Source organism: Ructibacterium sp. SJQ-7 (genome assembly GCF_054696575.1).
On the sequence record NZ_CP195193.1, the window covers coordinates 1,622,896 to 1,638,765 of the forward strand.

Annotated in this window: 11 protein-coding genes and 1 pseudogene; 10 read left to right on the plus strand and 2 right to left on the minus strand. The window is 38.8% G+C overall.

The window, feature by feature from the left end; genetic code table 11:
* The first annotated feature begins 93 nt into the window (after positions 1–93).
* The 3 genes from ACSAMO_RS07480 (at position 94) to ACSAMO_RS07490 (ending at position 4,374) form a co-directional block, all read left to right on the plus strand.
* A complete protein-coding gene (locus tag ACSAMO_RS07480; RefSeq protein ID WP_499209037.1) occupies positions 94–3,090 on the plus strand; it encodes an S-layer homology domain-containing protein in 2,997 nt (998 codons plus the stop codon).
* Positions 3,091–3,169: 79 nt separating this feature from the next.
* Positions 3,170–3,538: a helix-turn-helix domain-containing protein gene (locus tag ACSAMO_RS07485; RefSeq protein WP_022229812.1), complete on the plus strand. Its 369-nt coding sequence runs from the start codon at positions 3,170–3,172 to the stop codon at positions 3,536–3,538.
* The gene (locus ACSAMO_RS07490) at positions 3,472–4,374 is read left to right on the plus strand and encodes an IS3 family transposase (protein WP_176813171.1); all 903 of its coding nucleotides are present in this window, start codon (positions 3,472–3,474) and stop codon (positions 4,372–4,374) included. Before ACSAMO_RS07485 ends, ACSAMO_RS07490 begins: the two co-directional genes overlap by 67 nt.
* 54 nt (positions 4,375–4,428) lie before the next feature.
* Here ACSAMO_RS07490 and ACSAMO_RS07495 read toward each other — a convergent pair whose 3' ends face one another.
* Positions 4,429–5,838: an N-acetylglucosaminidase gene (locus ACSAMO_RS07495; protein WP_499209038.1), complete on the minus strand. Its 1,410-nt coding sequence runs from the start codon at positions 5,836–5,838 to the stop codon at positions 4,429–4,431.
* A gap of 199 nt (positions 5,839–6,037) precedes the next feature.
* Here ACSAMO_RS07495 and lysS point away from each other — a divergent pair.
* From lysS to ACSAMO_RS07530, 7 genes and pseudogenes are all read left to right on the plus strand, one after another.
* Positions 6,038–8,041: pseudogene (gene lysS / locus ACSAMO_RS07500) on the plus strand (lysine--tRNA ligase).
* Positions 8,042–8,263: 222 nt separating this feature from the next.
* The gene (locus ACSAMO_RS07505; RefSeq protein ID WP_499209039.1) at positions 8,264–8,866 is read left to right on the plus strand and encodes a Type 1 glutamine amidotransferase-like domain-containing protein; all 603 of its coding nucleotides are present in this window, start codon (positions 8,264–8,266) and stop codon (positions 8,864–8,866) included.
* A 229-nt stretch (positions 8,867–9,095) separates the two neighbouring features.
* Positions 9,096–9,755, plus strand: coding sequence for a hypothetical protein (locus ACSAMO_RS07510; protein ID WP_022229685.1), 660 nt, complete (start codon positions 9,096–9,098; stop codon positions 9,753–9,755).
* A 22-nt stretch (positions 9,756–9,777) separates the two neighbouring features.
* Complete coding sequence (locus tag ACSAMO_RS07515; protein WP_022229684.1) at positions 9,778–10,515, plus strand: sigma-70 family RNA polymerase sigma factor; 738 nt, start codon at positions 9,778–9,780, stop codon at positions 10,513–10,515.
* A gap of 17 nt (positions 10,516–10,532) precedes the next feature.
* Positions 10,533–11,195, plus strand: a complete 663-nt coding sequence (gene pyrE, locus ACSAMO_RS07520; protein ID WP_022229683.1) for an orotate phosphoribosyltransferase — start codon at positions 10,533–10,535, stop codon at positions 11,193–11,195.
* 6 nt (positions 11,196–11,201) lie between these two features.
* Entirely contained in the window at positions 11,202–12,254 is a 1,053-nt protein-coding gene (locus ACSAMO_RS07525; protein ID WP_412275482.1) for an S-layer homology domain-containing protein, read from the plus strand.
* 180 nt (positions 12,255–12,434) lie between these two features.
* Positions 12,435–13,502 carry a branched-chain amino acid aminotransferase gene (locus ACSAMO_RS07530; RefSeq protein ID WP_117968262.1) on the plus strand — a complete coding sequence of 356 codons (1,068 nt, stop codon included), beginning with the start codon at positions 12,435–12,437 and terminating at the stop codon, positions 13,500–13,502.
* 210 nt (positions 13,503–13,712) lie between these two features.
* On the opposite strand, the gene ACSAMO_RS07535 is transcribed toward ACSAMO_RS07530, so the two are convergent.
* Positions 13,713–15,827: a PTS sugar transporter subunit IIABC gene (locus ACSAMO_RS07535; protein WP_412275512.1), complete on the minus strand. Its 2,115-nt coding sequence runs from the start codon at positions 15,825–15,827 to the stop codon at positions 13,713–13,715.
* Positions 15,828–15,870: the final 43 nt, after the last annotated feature.

Below are 15,870 nucleotides of genomic sequence, written 5' to 3' on the forward strand. Positions count from 1 at the left end.
TATTATTTTAATTGACTTATATATAAAAGAATGATAAAATATCAGTATCTGAATATTACTACACTAAATTCAAAACGAAAGGATGAATAACTCATGAAAAAAATAACAGCAATTCTGACATCACTTATTATGACACTTTCCGTCATATGTCAAACATCGGTTTTTGCTGCATTCAGCGACGTAGGTGACGATAATACTTACAAAGACGCTATTACAACTTTAACAAAGCTTAAAGTTATTGACGGATACGAAGGCGGTACTTTCAAGCCTGACGGTCAAATCACAAGAGCCGAATTCACAAAGCTTATCGTATTTATACTTGGTTACAAAGACCTTGCATACGACTCATCAGACTTTACTGATGTTGACGCTTCACACTGGGCAAAGAACTATATTCAAACTGCCTACAATCTTGGCATAATCGCAGGTATGGGCGACGGTACTTTTGCTCCGGACGCTCCTGTAACTTATGAACAAGCTCTTAAAATGGTAGTTTGTACATTAGGTTATGTTCAGTTTGCCGAAAATCTCGGCGAATGGCCGGAAGGTTTCATTAAGCAGGCAAACACTCTTGACCTTACAAAGAAAGTTAATTCAACAGGTTACAGTGAAGGTGCAACAAGAGGTATGATTGCACAGGTACTTTACAACGCACTTGAAATACCTATATACGAAAACAACGGTTACAACTGGGTTGCAACAGAGAAAACTCTTATGCAGGACTACCTAAAAGTTAAAAAGCTAAAAGGTACTCTTGTAGGTGTTGAAGATTACCTGACAGAGGACTGCAAGCAAGATCTTAACGAAAGTGAAATGGCTATCTTGCCGAACGACAGCAGTGATCTTGTAAAAATCGACTTCTCGGAATTCACTTCAAACGTTACAGATATAAGCAAATATCTTGGCAATACTATCACCGTTTACTATGAACAGTTGACAGACAAGGACGACAGAAAGCTTATCATCATTGACGACGAAACAACAAAAAATTCTGAAATCAAATTAGATTATGAAGATTTAAACAGTTTTTCCGGCAACTCACTTAAATACTATGATTCATCATCAAAGCTAAAGACTGTAAAACTAAAAGAAGATGAACTTACAGTAAGATACAACGGCAAACTTGTTGCAAAGAACGAAACCGTAACTCTTACAAATCCGACAACAAAGCAGGAAGAAACATTCTCACGCGAAGAGGCACTTGAACAATGGCTTACTCCTGACACAGACTACACAATCTACGGTGACGTTAAACTTACAGACAACGGTGACGACGGCACAATAGATATGATTCAAATAAACAACTATGACACAATAGTTGCTTATGCCACTCCTACAACAACAGATTACCGTATAACAGACAAGCTCGTAACAGGTAACTACTTAATCCTTGACCCTCAAGCGTCTGATTATACATACACAATCACAAAGAACGGTTCGGAAATTCCTGTTACATCAATTTCCGCAAACGATGTAATTCTTTATACAAAGAGCCTTGACGGTTCGTACTACACACTTCTTGTTACAAATAATCCTGTTAAGGGTTCAATCACTTCAATCGGTTCAAACGGCGATAAAATGACAATCGGCGGTAAATCATATAAAATCGGCAGCAAGTGTGAGGCATACATAAATGACAAAGACGGCAAAACTCTTAAAACAGGCGTTTCGGGTACATTCTATCTTGACGCATTTAACACAGCCGTTTTCGGAACACTTGAACAGACTGCCGTAATTCCTTACGCTTACATCACAAACGCATTTATCGACCGTGACGAAGGCGGTAAGATTTACATTACTGCATATGCACCGACTGTTTCGGCAAGCAGTGCGTCGTCATATCCTGTAAAGGATAAAGTTAAGTTCAACGGTGCATCAATCAAGAGTGAACTTATAATTGACAAACTAAAAGCATCGGCCGATTATACAAACGATGATACAGAATTGGCAGATCATATTTACGGTGCAGGAAAAACTCCTACACTTACAGGTTTCTCACAACCGGCAAGAGTTACAATAACAAACGGTGAAGTTACACAAATCGTTGCTCTTACATCTGATGAACTTCAAACTCAAAATGACGACAAAGAACAAATCGCAAAGTGCAAAGCTGCCGATAAGTATACTTATTCATCAAACAGTTTCTCGCTTAACGGCAAAACAGCATTTTCAATAAACTCTTCAACAGTTGTTCTTTATGTTCCGGCAGACAGAACACAGAGAGAAAAATATGCTAAAAAAACCGCGTCATCAGCATTTACAACAGGTGATACATACTATGTAGAAGCATATGACATCAGTTCATCAAAGGTTGCCGGGCTTTTGGTACTTTACGGAAATGACGGTACACTTACATCAGTTAAGAAAGATACAAACTTCTCAATCGTTTCTACTTTACCTGAAAGCGTATATAATGAAGTAAAAGACGATTCAGTTCTTCAATTCAACGTATTCGCAGGTTCAAACACAGAAAAAGCCTGGACAACTTATGACCGTACAGAATTTGCAGACGCGCAAATCGGTGACGTTATCCAATTCGCTTATGACAGCGATCAGCTTGCACAAGGACGTATAAACAACATTAAGTTCGCAGACATCGCAGAAGTTCTTGACGGCAAGACATATGACGGTAAAAAGTTCAACTGGGAAGAAGAACAAGACCCTACAGAAGATAATAATTATCAAAAATACAAATTCGATTACAGATTTAAAAAGAACGGTACTGACGAAGACGAAGTTTACAACAGCACATCAACAGGTACAGTTCCTTACTCAAGAGCTTGTATGTACAACATCAGCCAAGTCCTTACTGACGAAAAGAAGATTTATGTAACAAAGACAGGTTTTGAAAACGTTGACGGTACATATACTCTTGATGACAGCGATTACGAAGAAATCACAGTCAACGCGTCAACAAAGATTGTTCGTATGGACGAAGACAGAGATGAAATCAGCAGATATGTCGATAACACAACAACAGACCTTTCAATCAACGATTTGAAAGACGCTAAAAACTACGGCGAAGATTGTTCAAAAGTTCTTGTATGCTCATCAAAGGGTACTGCAAAACTTATCGTAATCTACAATTAATCATAAACAACAAAAAACAAGTCACTTCAAAAGTGATATGCACCCCAAAAGTTAGACACTTTTGGAGGTGCATATTTTTATGGCAAAGAAAGGACAAAAATATAGAAAACACTCGCCAGAATTCAAACTATCTGTTATAATGGATATGCGAGAAAACCATTTGGGTATAATGGAAACAGAGAGAAAATACGATGTTAAACATAATGTAATATCGAAATGGGAACGCATATTCTTGGAAGAAGGAGCCGAAGGTCTGATGAAAGAAAGACGAGGTAGAGCCAGTAAAGTAGATGGAATAGCAAAAGGTCGTCCACCCAAACTTGATAAGAAAATTGAAGAAGATTTAATTGCCGAAAATCAGCGATTAAGAATGGAGAATGAATACTTAAAAAAACTCAGTGCCTTAGTTCGGAAAAGAATGTTAAAAGAAGAGAAAAAGCAGCAATAGTCAATGAATTAAGGCAAAAATATCCGTTAAAAGACTTGCTGCAATTATCAGGTTTAGCCCGTAGTACCTTTTATTACTATATACAACATCCAATCAAAGATAAATACAAGAAAGAGAAACAAGAAATACTATATATATTTTTAGCTAATAAAGGCAGATACGGCTACCGCAGAATCTTAATTGTATTAAGACAAAAAGGATATACAATTAACCATAAAACTGTGTTGAAACTGATGAAAGAACTTAATCTCAAAGGAAAACAACGCAAAAACAGTAAATATCGTTCATACAAAGGAGAAATCGGCAAAATAGCCGACAACTTACTTAAAAGAGAATTTACAGCTACAAAACCTTTTGAAAAACTAGCAACTGATGTAACTGAATTTAAAGTGTGTAATGATAAAGTATATTTGTCACCTGTAATGGATTTGTATAATCGAGAAATTGTGTCATACTCAATTTCATTAAGTCCAAATTTGCAGCAAATTAGAGAAATGCTTGATGGTTTATTCAAAAAGCTGCCCGCTAATGCGAAACCATTATTCCATTCTGACCAAGGTTGGCAATACCAACATTCGGAATATCAACGTTTACTGTCAGAACACAATATTGTACAAAGTATGTCTAGAAAAGGAAATTGTATGGACAACGGTGCGATGGAAAACTTCTTCGGAAGATTGAAAGTTGAAATGTTTTATGGTGAAAAATTTGAAAGTGTCAAAGCTTTCATAGATGAATTAAAAAGATATATTGATTATTACAACAATGAAAGAATTTCTTTAAAGCTAAAAGGAATGAGTCCGGTACAATACCGAACTCATTCACAAGCAAGTTAATATTTAATTTTGTCTAAATTTTGGGGTTCGCTTCAAAGTGACTTGTTTTTTTATTTATTTAACTTCTAATTTTTCCTGTCCGCTGTATCTCGGAATTTCAAATTTATACTTTGCCGTTGGGAATGCCTCGAACATACTGCTCATACTCTTTGCCTGTTTTGACGCCCACGCAATATCGGTTGCGTATTGGTGTTCGGCTGGTTTTTCGGGGTTCCATCTCATTTTATACAAAGTGTTCTGCCCGTATTTGGAATTATTGATATAATTCTCACTTATCCACTTTGCACCGCCCTCGATTGCCTTTTCTACACTCGTCCAGCCTTGCTTATACGCATATTCCGCACCGGCGTCAATCGGTGATTCGTCCACCGCACCGATACCGAACAAGTTATACACCGTTGTGCCGTTATATTCAACACCGTTTGCAAGTTCCGATGAACCGTTACCTGTTTCAAGGCACGAATGAATTACAAGATATACTTCACTTACGTTGTTATCATCAGCCGCTTTCTTAAATTCACTGCCGTGACCGTCCAAAACTCCTTTACCCTTTAAATAAGTGTCAAGTGTAGCGGAATCGACATTGTTTGACACACTCAAATCCATAAACTGATATTTTTCATATCCAGATACAAGATTTTCCGGATTTACATACTGTTCAACATTTTCCTCACTCGCCGGGAACACACCGTTTGTAAATACAGTCGGTTCTGCGGTCATTTGTTCTTCAACCATTTCATCAACCGTCATATCATAGTCGGTGTACACAACAGGTATATCCTCTTTACGTTTTTCCCATGTTGTAACGGTAACCGTGCATTTTGCCGTATAGTCGCCGTCCTCCGTTTTTGCGTAAATGTCGGTTGTTCCGACACCGCAAGGCGATACAAGTCCCTCACTGTCCACAGTTGCAATCGACTCGTCGTCACTGTACCATCTGACCTTTTGTATAGTCGCGTCTGTCGGCGAAACCATAGCCGTAAGTTTTGCGGTAATAGGCTTATCTGCATACAATGTCATTTCACTTTGCGACATTGCAACGCCTTCTACTCCCTTAACAACGCTTACTTTCAACTTTGACAATGCATTTCCGCACCTTATATCAATGAATGTATCACCTATTTTGTCAGTCGGTGTAACAACACCGTTTTCGTCAACTGTCGCAATCGTTATATCTTCGGATTTATATATAATTTTCTTGTTTGTCGTATTCAGCGGCATAACCTCCGCCGCAATTTTATACGGCTCATTTTCTTTGCCCGCGTAAAACAAAACCTTGCCTTGCTTTAAATTTATGCGTTGTGCCTTGACTTCGTCCCAAGTTGACACAGGCGCAAAATATACTTCGTCCGATACATATGTATCGTCATCTATTTCAACTTTGTACGCACCTTGTGCCGAACCTGTCAACACGGTAAGCACAGCCACGCACGCAAATATCTTTTTTACTGTAGGATTTTTCACTTTAAAAATCTCCGTTCCGTAATATTCTAAACTGTATTTTATATAATTCTCACCCTTATGTCAATGGAAAATATAATTTTATACGCAGTTTTCTGCTTAAAATATGACTTTTTTCTCAAAAAGTCATTGTAAATTCAATAAAAATAGTATATAATTATATAGTATATTCAGAATTAGATTTAAGGAGGATTTTCAATAGATGGAAAACACAGAGCAAACACAAGAGCAATTATCGGCACTTTTGCAAGTCCGCAGAGATAAGCTTACAGAACTTCAAAATGACGGACGTGACCCATTTAAAATCACAAAATTTGAGAGAACACACACATCTGCTCAACTTAAAGAAAACTATACAGAGGAAGACCGCGAATTAAAGAAACGCGTCAGTGACGAAGTGCAAATCATAAAGGCACAAGTATCTCAATTTGACGGTCAGACTGTTTCAATCGCAGGACGTATTATGTCAAAGAGAGGTATGGGTAAAGTCGGTTTTGTTCACGTTTCTGATATAGACGGACAAATTCAGCTTTTTGTTAAAAAGGATATTTTGGGCGAGGACGAATACGCTCGTTTCAAAAAGCTTGATATAGGCGATATTATCGGTGCAGAGGGTGAAGTTTTCACAACTCAGACAGGTGAAATTTCGGTAAGAGCCGAAAAAATCACTCTGCTTTCAAAATCACTTCTTCCGCTTCCGGAAAAGTTCCACGGTATGACAGATACAGACCTTAGGTATCGTCAAAGATATATCGACCTTATTATGAACGCCGATGTTAAAAAGACATTTATCAACCGTTCAAAGATTATTGCGTCAATTCGCAGCTACCTAAACGGTCAAAACTTCCTTGAAGTTGAAACACCTATGCTTGTCGCAAACGCAGGCGGTGCTGCCGCAAGACCTTTTGAAACGCACTTTAACGCATTGGACGAAGATTTCAAGCTTCGTATCTCACTTGAGCTTTACTTAAAGCGTCTTATCGTGGGTGGTTTTGATAAGGTTTATGAAATAGGACGAGTTTTCAGAAACGAAGGTCTTGACACTCGCCATAACCCTGAATTTACTCTTATGGAATTGTATCAGGCATACACAGATTATCACGGTATGATGGATCTTACAGAAAATCTTTACCGCCACGTTGCCAAGGAAGTGCTTGGTACAACTACAATCGTGTATAACGGTATAGAAATGGATTTGGGTAAGCCGTTTGAACGTATAACAATGGTTGACGCGGTTAAAAAGTACGCAGGCGTTGACTTTAACGAAATTAATACACTTGAAGAGGCTCGTAAGGTTGCCGATGAACATCACGTTGAATATGAGGACAGGCATAAGAAGGGCGATATTCTTAACTTGTTCTTTGAAGAATATGCAGAGGAACACCTTATTCAACCGACTTTCGTTATGGATCACCCGGTTGAAATTTCACCGCTTACAAAGAAAAAGCCTGAAAACCCTGATTACGTTGAACGTTTTGAGTTCTTTATGAACGGTTGGGAAATGGCAAACGCTTATTCTGAACTTAATGACCCAATCGACCAAAGAGAACGTTTTAAAGCACAGGAAGAACTTCTTGCACAGGGCGATGAAGAGGCTAATACAACAGATGAAGACTTTATGCGTGCACTTGAAATCGGTATGCCACCGACAGGCGGTATCGGTTTCGGTATCGACCGTATGTGTATGCTCCTTACCGATTCCCCAGCCATCCGCGACGTTCTTCTGTTCCCAACGATGAAACCGTTGAATGATGTAAACAAGTAAAATGATGTAAAAAATACAGCTTCTGAAGCACCTGAAAAAAATGTAAAAACTGAGTCTGAAAAAATTGATTTTTCTAAGGTAAAGATTGAGCCTTTGTTTGAGAAAATGGTAGACTTTGATACATTCAGCAAGTCAGATTTCCGTGCAGTAAAAGTTAAAGAGTGTGTTGCAGTACCGAAGTCAAAGAAACTGTTACAGTTCACTCTTGATGATGGAACAGGCACAGACAGAACCATTTTAAGCGGTATTCATAGCTTTTATGAGCCGGAAGAACTGGTTGGAAAGACTCTTATTGCTATCACAAATCTTCCTCCAAGAGCAATGATGGGCATTGACTCTTGTGGTATGCTTCTCAGTGCAGTACACGAAGAAGAAGGCGAAGAAAAGCTTCATCTCCTTATGGTAGATGACCATATTCCGGCAGGTGCAAAGCTCTATTAAGATGATGTAAAGATGTACCGTTTTACCGAATAGACGGGACGTACTTCATTTGATAAAAAACTAAAAAAACAGCGATTTACATCAAACTTACATCAATAATTGATGCAGAAATCGGTGCAAGCAAGAAAAAATCGCATAATTAGTGCAATGAGTGGGCAATTCCAATCGGAGTTGCCCATTTTTAAAACAAACAGAAATATAAATTTATAAAGGAGAATATTGATGAAACTATTTTTATGTTCGCACTTTTCAAGTGTGGGAAGTCTGATAAAGGAAGAAATTGAAAATAAGAAAGTCGCATTTATTCCAACAGCTTCACTGCGTGAAGGCTACACCGGTTATGTCGGCTCGGCTCGAAAATTATTCAAAAAGTTGGGAGCAATCGTAACTGAAATTGATATTTCAACGAAGGCTTATTCAACGATACAGTCTGTTTTTGAAGAAGCAGATGTGATATATTTTACCGGCGGAAATTCTTTCTTTCTTATGGACCAGCTCCGTAAAACGGGAGCTGATGGGCTACTGAAAAAGGAATTGGCAAATGGAAAATTGATGATCGGCGAGTCGGCAGGCGCAATTATATGCGCTCCAAGCATCCAATATATCGAGCAAATGGATGAAAAGCTAGAGGACTACTCACAAGAAGATGATGCAGGTCTTGATTTGATTGATTTCTATGTTCTTCCGCATTATCTTACAGCACCATTTAAGAAAGTTACCGAGAAAATAATGACTGAGTTTTCGGATTTGAATCTATGCCCAATTAACAACCGTCAGGGAATTGTAATTGATGGTGAAGGTTCAAAGGTTATTTGCAAAGACTAATTTGAAAATTCAAGTTTGCCAACTTGCCCTTTGAGAGAGGAGAAACCCTTTTCTCAAAGGGCTTTTTTGATTATTTTCCTCAATTTTGTAAAGTAAACTCTATTTCCAAGAAAAAGCCTTGAATTTAATAGTGCAGTTATGATATAATAGGACTAATAGCTTTTTAGACGCAGTTATTGTATGCGTCAAAGCACACAAATTATAAACCAACCATAAAGGAGGAATCCGAATGGCAGAAAAATACGGTGAAGTACCACCGAAGTTCACAAAAAAATGGTGGGAATATTTTTGGGATTACTACAAATGGCACGTTATAATTACGGTTGTAGCTGTTCTTATTGCGTCCGTAACCATTGTACAATGTGCGACACGTCCGAAATACGATATGAATGTTGTTTACGCGGGACATATGAATTATTCCGAAGAAGAAATTAACAAGCTTAAAGAAATAATTTCCGAACGTATAAGCGACATTGACGGAAACGGCGAAAATTCAGTACTTCTAAGCACACTCGTTTTTGCGGACAATGCAGGCAGCGAAGAATACGACTATGCTATTCAAACAAAGCTTGACTTAACGTTTACGGACGACTGTTCATTTATTTATCTTATGGACAAGGCCAATGTAGACGCTCAAATGCAAAAAGAAGTTGTAGACCAAATTTATGACTGCACTGACAGTTTTATAGACTCGTCTTCCGACAAAGTTGTTAAAGCCGCTGACGGCAAAGGTTATGCGGTAAATCTAAAAGACAGTCGACTTTTAAAAGACAACGGCATTTACTGTGACGACCTATACATTCTTATTCGCCGCAACTACAAAGATGACGAAAAAAATACTCAGGCACACGATGACTCAATCGCCGTTGCCGAGGCACTTGTAAAATAAATCACACGAAGGAGGGTTTTTATTGGCAGTCGTCAAACCCGAAATTAAAACAACAGAATATGAAATGTTTTCTCGATACAGAGAAACAGGCGACATCGCCCTTCGTGACGAAATCGTTTCTTCTTACATATATATAGCCGAAATTCTTTCACGCAAATTTATCAATCGCGGTGTTGAATATGACGATATATTTCAAGTCGCATGTATGGGAATTTTATATGCGGTTGAGCGTTTTGACCCTGACAAAGGCGTTAAATTCGCCACATATGCAACCCCTACGGTGATGGGCGAAATACGCAAGTATTTCAGAGATAAAGGCAACTTTATCCGTATTCCAAGACGTCTTTATGAAATATTCTACAAAGCGGAAAAAATCAAGCGTGTTTCAAGCGAAATTTCGCAAGAGGAAATTGCAAGAATACTCAACATTCCCGAAAAACTGCTTGAGAATGTCTACGAAGTAGGTGATACATCATTTATAAAGTCACTTGAATACGAGGCATATGCAGACGGTGAATTGAATTTCTCAAACCTTATCGGCATTGAGGACAGCAATTTTCTTATGATAGAAGACAAGGATTTTATTAAATATTGTATGAGTCGGCTTTCCGCCGATGAACGCAAATTTATTGAATATCGTTACTATGACGAAAAAAGTCAAAAGGAAATTTCAGAAATAATGGGTATTTCTCAAATGCAGGTGTCGCGAATGGAAAAACGCACTTTGAAAAAATTGAGAAATCTTTATTTTAGAGATTAATTTTAGGAGGAAAAATTATGCTTACAGAAAAGAAAAAAGAATTTATTGAATTTATGATGGAATCTGATGTTCTTCGTTTCGGCGATTTCGTAACAAAGAGCGGAAGAAACACACCTTATTTCGTAAACACAGGTAACTTCCGTACAGGCAAGCAAATTGCCACACTCGGCAAGTTCTATGCCGCACTTATAAAGGAAAACTGCGGTGATAATTTTGACTGTATGTTCGGTCCGGCTTACAAGGGTATCCCTCTTGCAACTGCCGCCGCAGGTGCACTTTACAACGAATACAAAATCGACAAGCCTTATTTCTTCAACAGAAAAGAAGAAAAAGACCACGGTGAAGGCGGTTCACTTGTAGGCTACAAGCCACAGGACGGCGACAAAGTTATCATTATTGAGGACGTCATAACAGCCGGTACAGCCGTAAGAGAAACTATGCCGATACTAAAAAATGCCGCAAATGTAGAAGTTAAAGATATGTTCATTTCCGTAAACCGATGTGAAGTAGGTCAAAACCCTGAAAAGACAACCATTATGGAAGTTATGGAGGATTTCGGAATTAACGTACACGCTATTATTACTGTTCAGGATATTTACGAATATCTGAAGCAAGACGGTTCATACGGCGATATTCTTACAAAAATGAAGGAATATATGGACACTTACTGCGTTTTCTAAACGGAGGTGATTAAAATTAAACGATTATTTAAAATTATTGTTCCGACTGTACTGCTTCTTATGCTTGCACTTACCGCACACGCATATAATGTGGTTGATTTGCCGGAAAATATGACTTTTTCTGACGCACTCGGAGTTTTTAACGCCGATGAAATAACGCGTATAACGGTTTCGGATATTGCCGAGGGCAAATATACCGACCTCACAAAAGACGAAATAAACGAATTTTACTCAACAATTCAAGATATGACTGTTTACAGAAAGATAAACCCTACCCCATTCCGCGGTATTTCCGTAAACATCTACACAAATGACGGCGTAAAGAGCTATATGCTTAATTCGGGTTTGCAGATTGGTATGTACGGAAGCAACAATTACGTTTGCTACAAATTAAATAAGGCAAATACAGAAAAATTGCTTTATCTTGACAGTATGTACCGCGATGCGGAAGAAAAGGTGAACGGTGAGGAAATACACCGCGTTACGTCAAACGACTTTTTGAAACTTCCGTCATCACCTTGGGCACAGCCTTTTGCAAGAGAGGCGGCAAGCAAAAATATTTTGCCGTATGAATTTACAGGCAACTATTCTGAAAATATTACACGTGAACAATTTTGTATATTGCTTGCAAATCTAATTTGCGTGAAAGAAAATTACTCGTCACTTGACAAGTATATGCAAGACCAAAACAAGCCGTATCTAAAAAATTACTTTGTCGATTGTAACAACGCTGACGATTCCGTCAACATACTTTACGCACTCGGCATTGTAAACGGTAAAGACGAATCACATTTCGACCCTGACGGCACAATAACACGTGAAGAGGCGGCAACACTGCTATGTAAAGTTGCGGAAATGTATATGTGGATCGGAACAGAAACAAGCCTTACATACAGCGACACAGATTTAATCTCCCCTTGGGCAAAATTCTTTGTAACTTGGGCGAACGAATACGGTATAATGACAGGTATTACGGAGGAAGAATTTAATCCGCAAGGTCAGTATACTGTTGAACAAGCCGTTGCAACAATCGTCAGACTTTATAATTTGTTATCATAAGATTCTAAGGACAAAGCTGTTTTAACTTTGTCCTTTTATATTGGTACAATATTGTAATTTTATTTATAAAAAATGTCGCAAAAATACACTATACTACTTTACAACGCTAAAAAAAAGCGGTATAATATAATGTGATAAACAAATTTTGTTTATGTATGAAAAATAAAAGGAGCGTTTACAATGGAAATCTCAATCACAAAAACAACTACTCCAAAACAAAAGCCTGCTGATGAATCAAAGCTTGGTTTTGGTCAATATTATACCGACCATATGTTCATTATGAACTATGACGAGGGAGAGGGTTGGCACAACCCAAGAATCGTCCCTTACGGCCCGTTTGAACTTGATCCTGCCGCTATGGTACTTCACTATGCACAGGAAATCTTTGAAGGTATGAAGGCTTATCGTACAGCTGACGGTTCAATTCAACTTTTCCGTCCTGATAAGAATATGGCAAGAATGAACGTTTCGTGTGATCGTCTTTGCATTCCTAAGATAGATGAAGAATTTGCTATAAAGGCAATCAAAACACTTGTAGAAGTAGATAAGGACTGGGTACCTTCACTTGACGGTACTTCACTTTACATCAGACCTTACATATTCGCTACTGACGCACACGTTGGTGTTCACCCTGCAAAGCACCTTACATTTGCAATTATTCTTTCACCGGTCGGAGCATATTATCCTCAAGGTATCGCACCTGTTAAAATCTTCGTTGAACAGAAGTATGTTCGTGCCGTAATCGGCGGTACAGGTTTCACAAAAGCCGGCGCTAACTATGCCATTTCTCTAAAAGGTCAGGAAGAGGCTGCTGAACAAGGTTATGTTCAAACTCTATGGCTTGACGGTGTTGAAAGAAAGTACGTTGAAGAAGTTGGTTCAATGAACGTATTCTTCAAGATTGACGGCGAAGTTGTTACTCCTGCTCTTGTAGGCTCAATTCTTGGCGGTATTACAAGAATGTCAATTATTGAACTTCTTCAGTCAAAGGGTTACAAAGTTTCAGAACGTCGTCTTTCAATCGATGAACTTGTTGAGGCATTCAAAGCAGGTAAGCTTGAAGAAGCTTGGGGTACAGGTACTGCCGCTGTTATTTCACCTATCGGCGAACTTAAGTACGGCGACCTTGTAATGCCTGTAAACAACGGCGAAATCGGCGAAGTTACTCATATGCTTTATGATACTCTTACAGGTATTCAATGGGGTAAAATTAAAGATGAGTTCGGTTGGACAGTTAAGATAGACTAATCCTCAGAGTTTGATAAATTGTCCGGAACGTGCAAAATATTATTTAACATTTGATAATTAAAGGCAAGCCTATGGCTTGCCTTTGCACTTTTTGCGAAAATAAACTCTAACGTACCAACGTACGCCGACGAGTTCATTTTCGCAAAATCCGAACTAATTTCTCGAACTCTGACAACATAAAAAAGGACGGTTTTAAAACCGTCCTTTTTGTTATCTGACTATTCTTATCACATCATCACCGACATTAACATCACCGTCGGCAACGGTTTTAAATTCCGCAAATTCATCTGCGTTACAAACTACAATAGGCGTTATCATTTTATAGCCCTGTTTTTTTATTCCGTTTAAATTAAACGTCATAAGCAAGTCGCCTTTTTTGATTTTTGCACCGTTTGCGACTTTTACGTCAAATCCGTTACCGTCAAGTTCAACTGTATCAAGACCGACATGAATTAAAATATTTGCATCATTATCCGCAGTTATTGCGATAGCGTGCTTACTTTTCGGAATGTTTTCAACCACACCGTCAACCGGTGCAAAAACCTTACCCTCGCTCGGCTCAATCGCAATACCTTGTCCGAGTATTCCGGCAGAGAATACCTCATCATCAACCTTTTCAAGCGGTACTGCTTTTCCTCTTATCGGAGATGAAAGGAATATTTCCGTTCCGTCTGCTTTCGGTGCAGTTTCTTTTTCAGTTTGTATTTCATTATCCGCCACACCATAACCGCTTAAATCGACGCTTTCCTTACTTTCCATAAAGTCCTCCAAATGCGACTTTATAACCGTTACTCGCGGGCCGTAAATAACCTGTATACCGTTACCCTTTTTAATTACACCTGCCGCACCGCTTTGTTTTAAAATATCCTCGCTGACCGCGTCACTGTTATGCACCGTAATACGAAGTCTTGTTGCACAACAGTCAATATCGGCGATATTTTCTTTACCTCCAAGTCCTTTTAAAATCAAAACAGACGTCATATCTGTCTTTCCGCTTTTTTTCGCATTCACATCTGAACGCGTATAAAGCTTTGTTTCCTCATTATCCGCCTCACGACCCGGAGTTTTAAAGTTAAATTTCTTTATAAGGAACGTGAATACACCCCAATAAACGAAGAAATACACAATACCGACAAGCACGATATAAAGCCAATGAGTTTTTGCATTACCTTGCATTATACCGAAAAGAGTCATATCTATAAGTCCGCCCGAGAACGTCATACCGACTCCGACACCGAATATATGCATAAGCATAAACGAGATACCTGCAAGCACACAATGCACAACATACAAAATCGGTGCAACGAACAAGAATGTAAATTCAAGCGGCTCTGTTATACCTGTCAAAAATGCCGTCAATGCCGCCGAAAGCAAAAGTCCTCCGACAACTTTTTTCTTTTCGTTTCTGGCACATCTGTACATTGCAAGTGCCGCACCCGGCAAACCGAACATCATAAACGGGAATTTACCTGCCATAAAACGCGTTGCGTCAACGGAAAATTTCGTTGTGTTAGGGTCGGCAAGCTGTGCAAAGAATATATTTTGTGCACCGTTTATTGTCTGACCCGCAATCTCCATTGAGCCTCCGACATTCGTCTGCCAAAACGGCATATAGAATACATGATGAAGTCCGAACGGTATTAACGCACGTTCGATTATTCCGTAAATCAGTGTACCGATATAGCCCGTATTCTGTACGAGATTTCCAAGCATTGAAATAACTTTTTGAATATACGGCCAAATAAAATACATAAGTATTCCGACAAGCAAAAACACCACCGCCGATATTATCGGCACAAATCTTGTACCGCCGAAAAATGACAGCACTTGCGGAAGTTGTATTTTGTAAAATCTGTTGTGCAGTGCCGCCGTACCAAGTCCGACTATAATACCGCCAAACACGCCCATATTAAGCGTATATATACCAAGTACCATTGACGTTGCACCGCTCAGACCGAGATTTTGCTCCAAATTCACAACAGCCTGTTCCATTGCGTCCATACTCATATCGCCGCCGGCATAATTTACGGAAATCAACGCACTTATGGCAGTGTGCATAATAAAAAACGCAATAACACTCGCAAGTGCGGCGACTTCTTTTTCACGTTTCGCCATACCGATTGCAACACCGATTGCAAAAAGCAACGGCAAATTATCAAAAACGATACTTCCGGCGGCACTCATAACCGTTAAAATGCCGTGAATTATCGTTCCCGGTCCCATTATGCCGTAAAGACCGTATGCTTTAAGCATTGTTTCATTTGTGAAAGAACTTCCTATACCCAGAAAAAGTCCTGCAACAGGCAAAATTGCAATCGGCAGCATAAACGACCTGCCGACGCGTTGCAGAACTTCAAAAACTTTATTA

Excerpts from the sequence above, each read along its gene's own strand:
- ACSAMO_RS07510 (WP_022229685.1), top strand. The coding sequence starts at position 9,096 with ATGGCAGAAAAATACGGTGAAGTACCACCGAAGTTCACAAAAAAATGG.
- ACSAMO_RS07505 (WP_499209039.1), top strand. The coding sequence starts at position 8,264 with ATGAAACTATTTTTATGTTCGCACTTTTCAAGTGTGGGAAGTCTGATA.
- ACSAMO_RS07480 (WP_499209037.1), top strand. The coding sequence starts at position 94 with ATGAAAAAAATAACAGCAATTCTGACATCACTTATTATGACACTTTCC.
- ACSAMO_RS07530 (WP_117968262.1), top strand. The coding sequence starts at position 12,435 with ATGGAAATCTCAATCACAAAAACAACTACTCCAAAACAAAAGCCTGCT.
- ACSAMO_RS07485 (WP_022229812.1), top strand. The coding sequence starts at position 3,170 with ATGGCAAAGAAAGGACAAAAATATAGAAAACACTCGCCAGAATTCAAA.
- pyrE (WP_022229683.1), top strand. The coding sequence starts at position 10,533 with ATGCTTACAGAAAAGAAAAAAGAATTTATTGAATTTATGATGGAATCT.
- ACSAMO_RS07535 (WP_412275512.1), bottom strand. The coding sequence starts at position 15,827 with ATGCTGCCGATTGCAATTTTGCCTGTTGCAGGACTTTTTCTGGGTATA.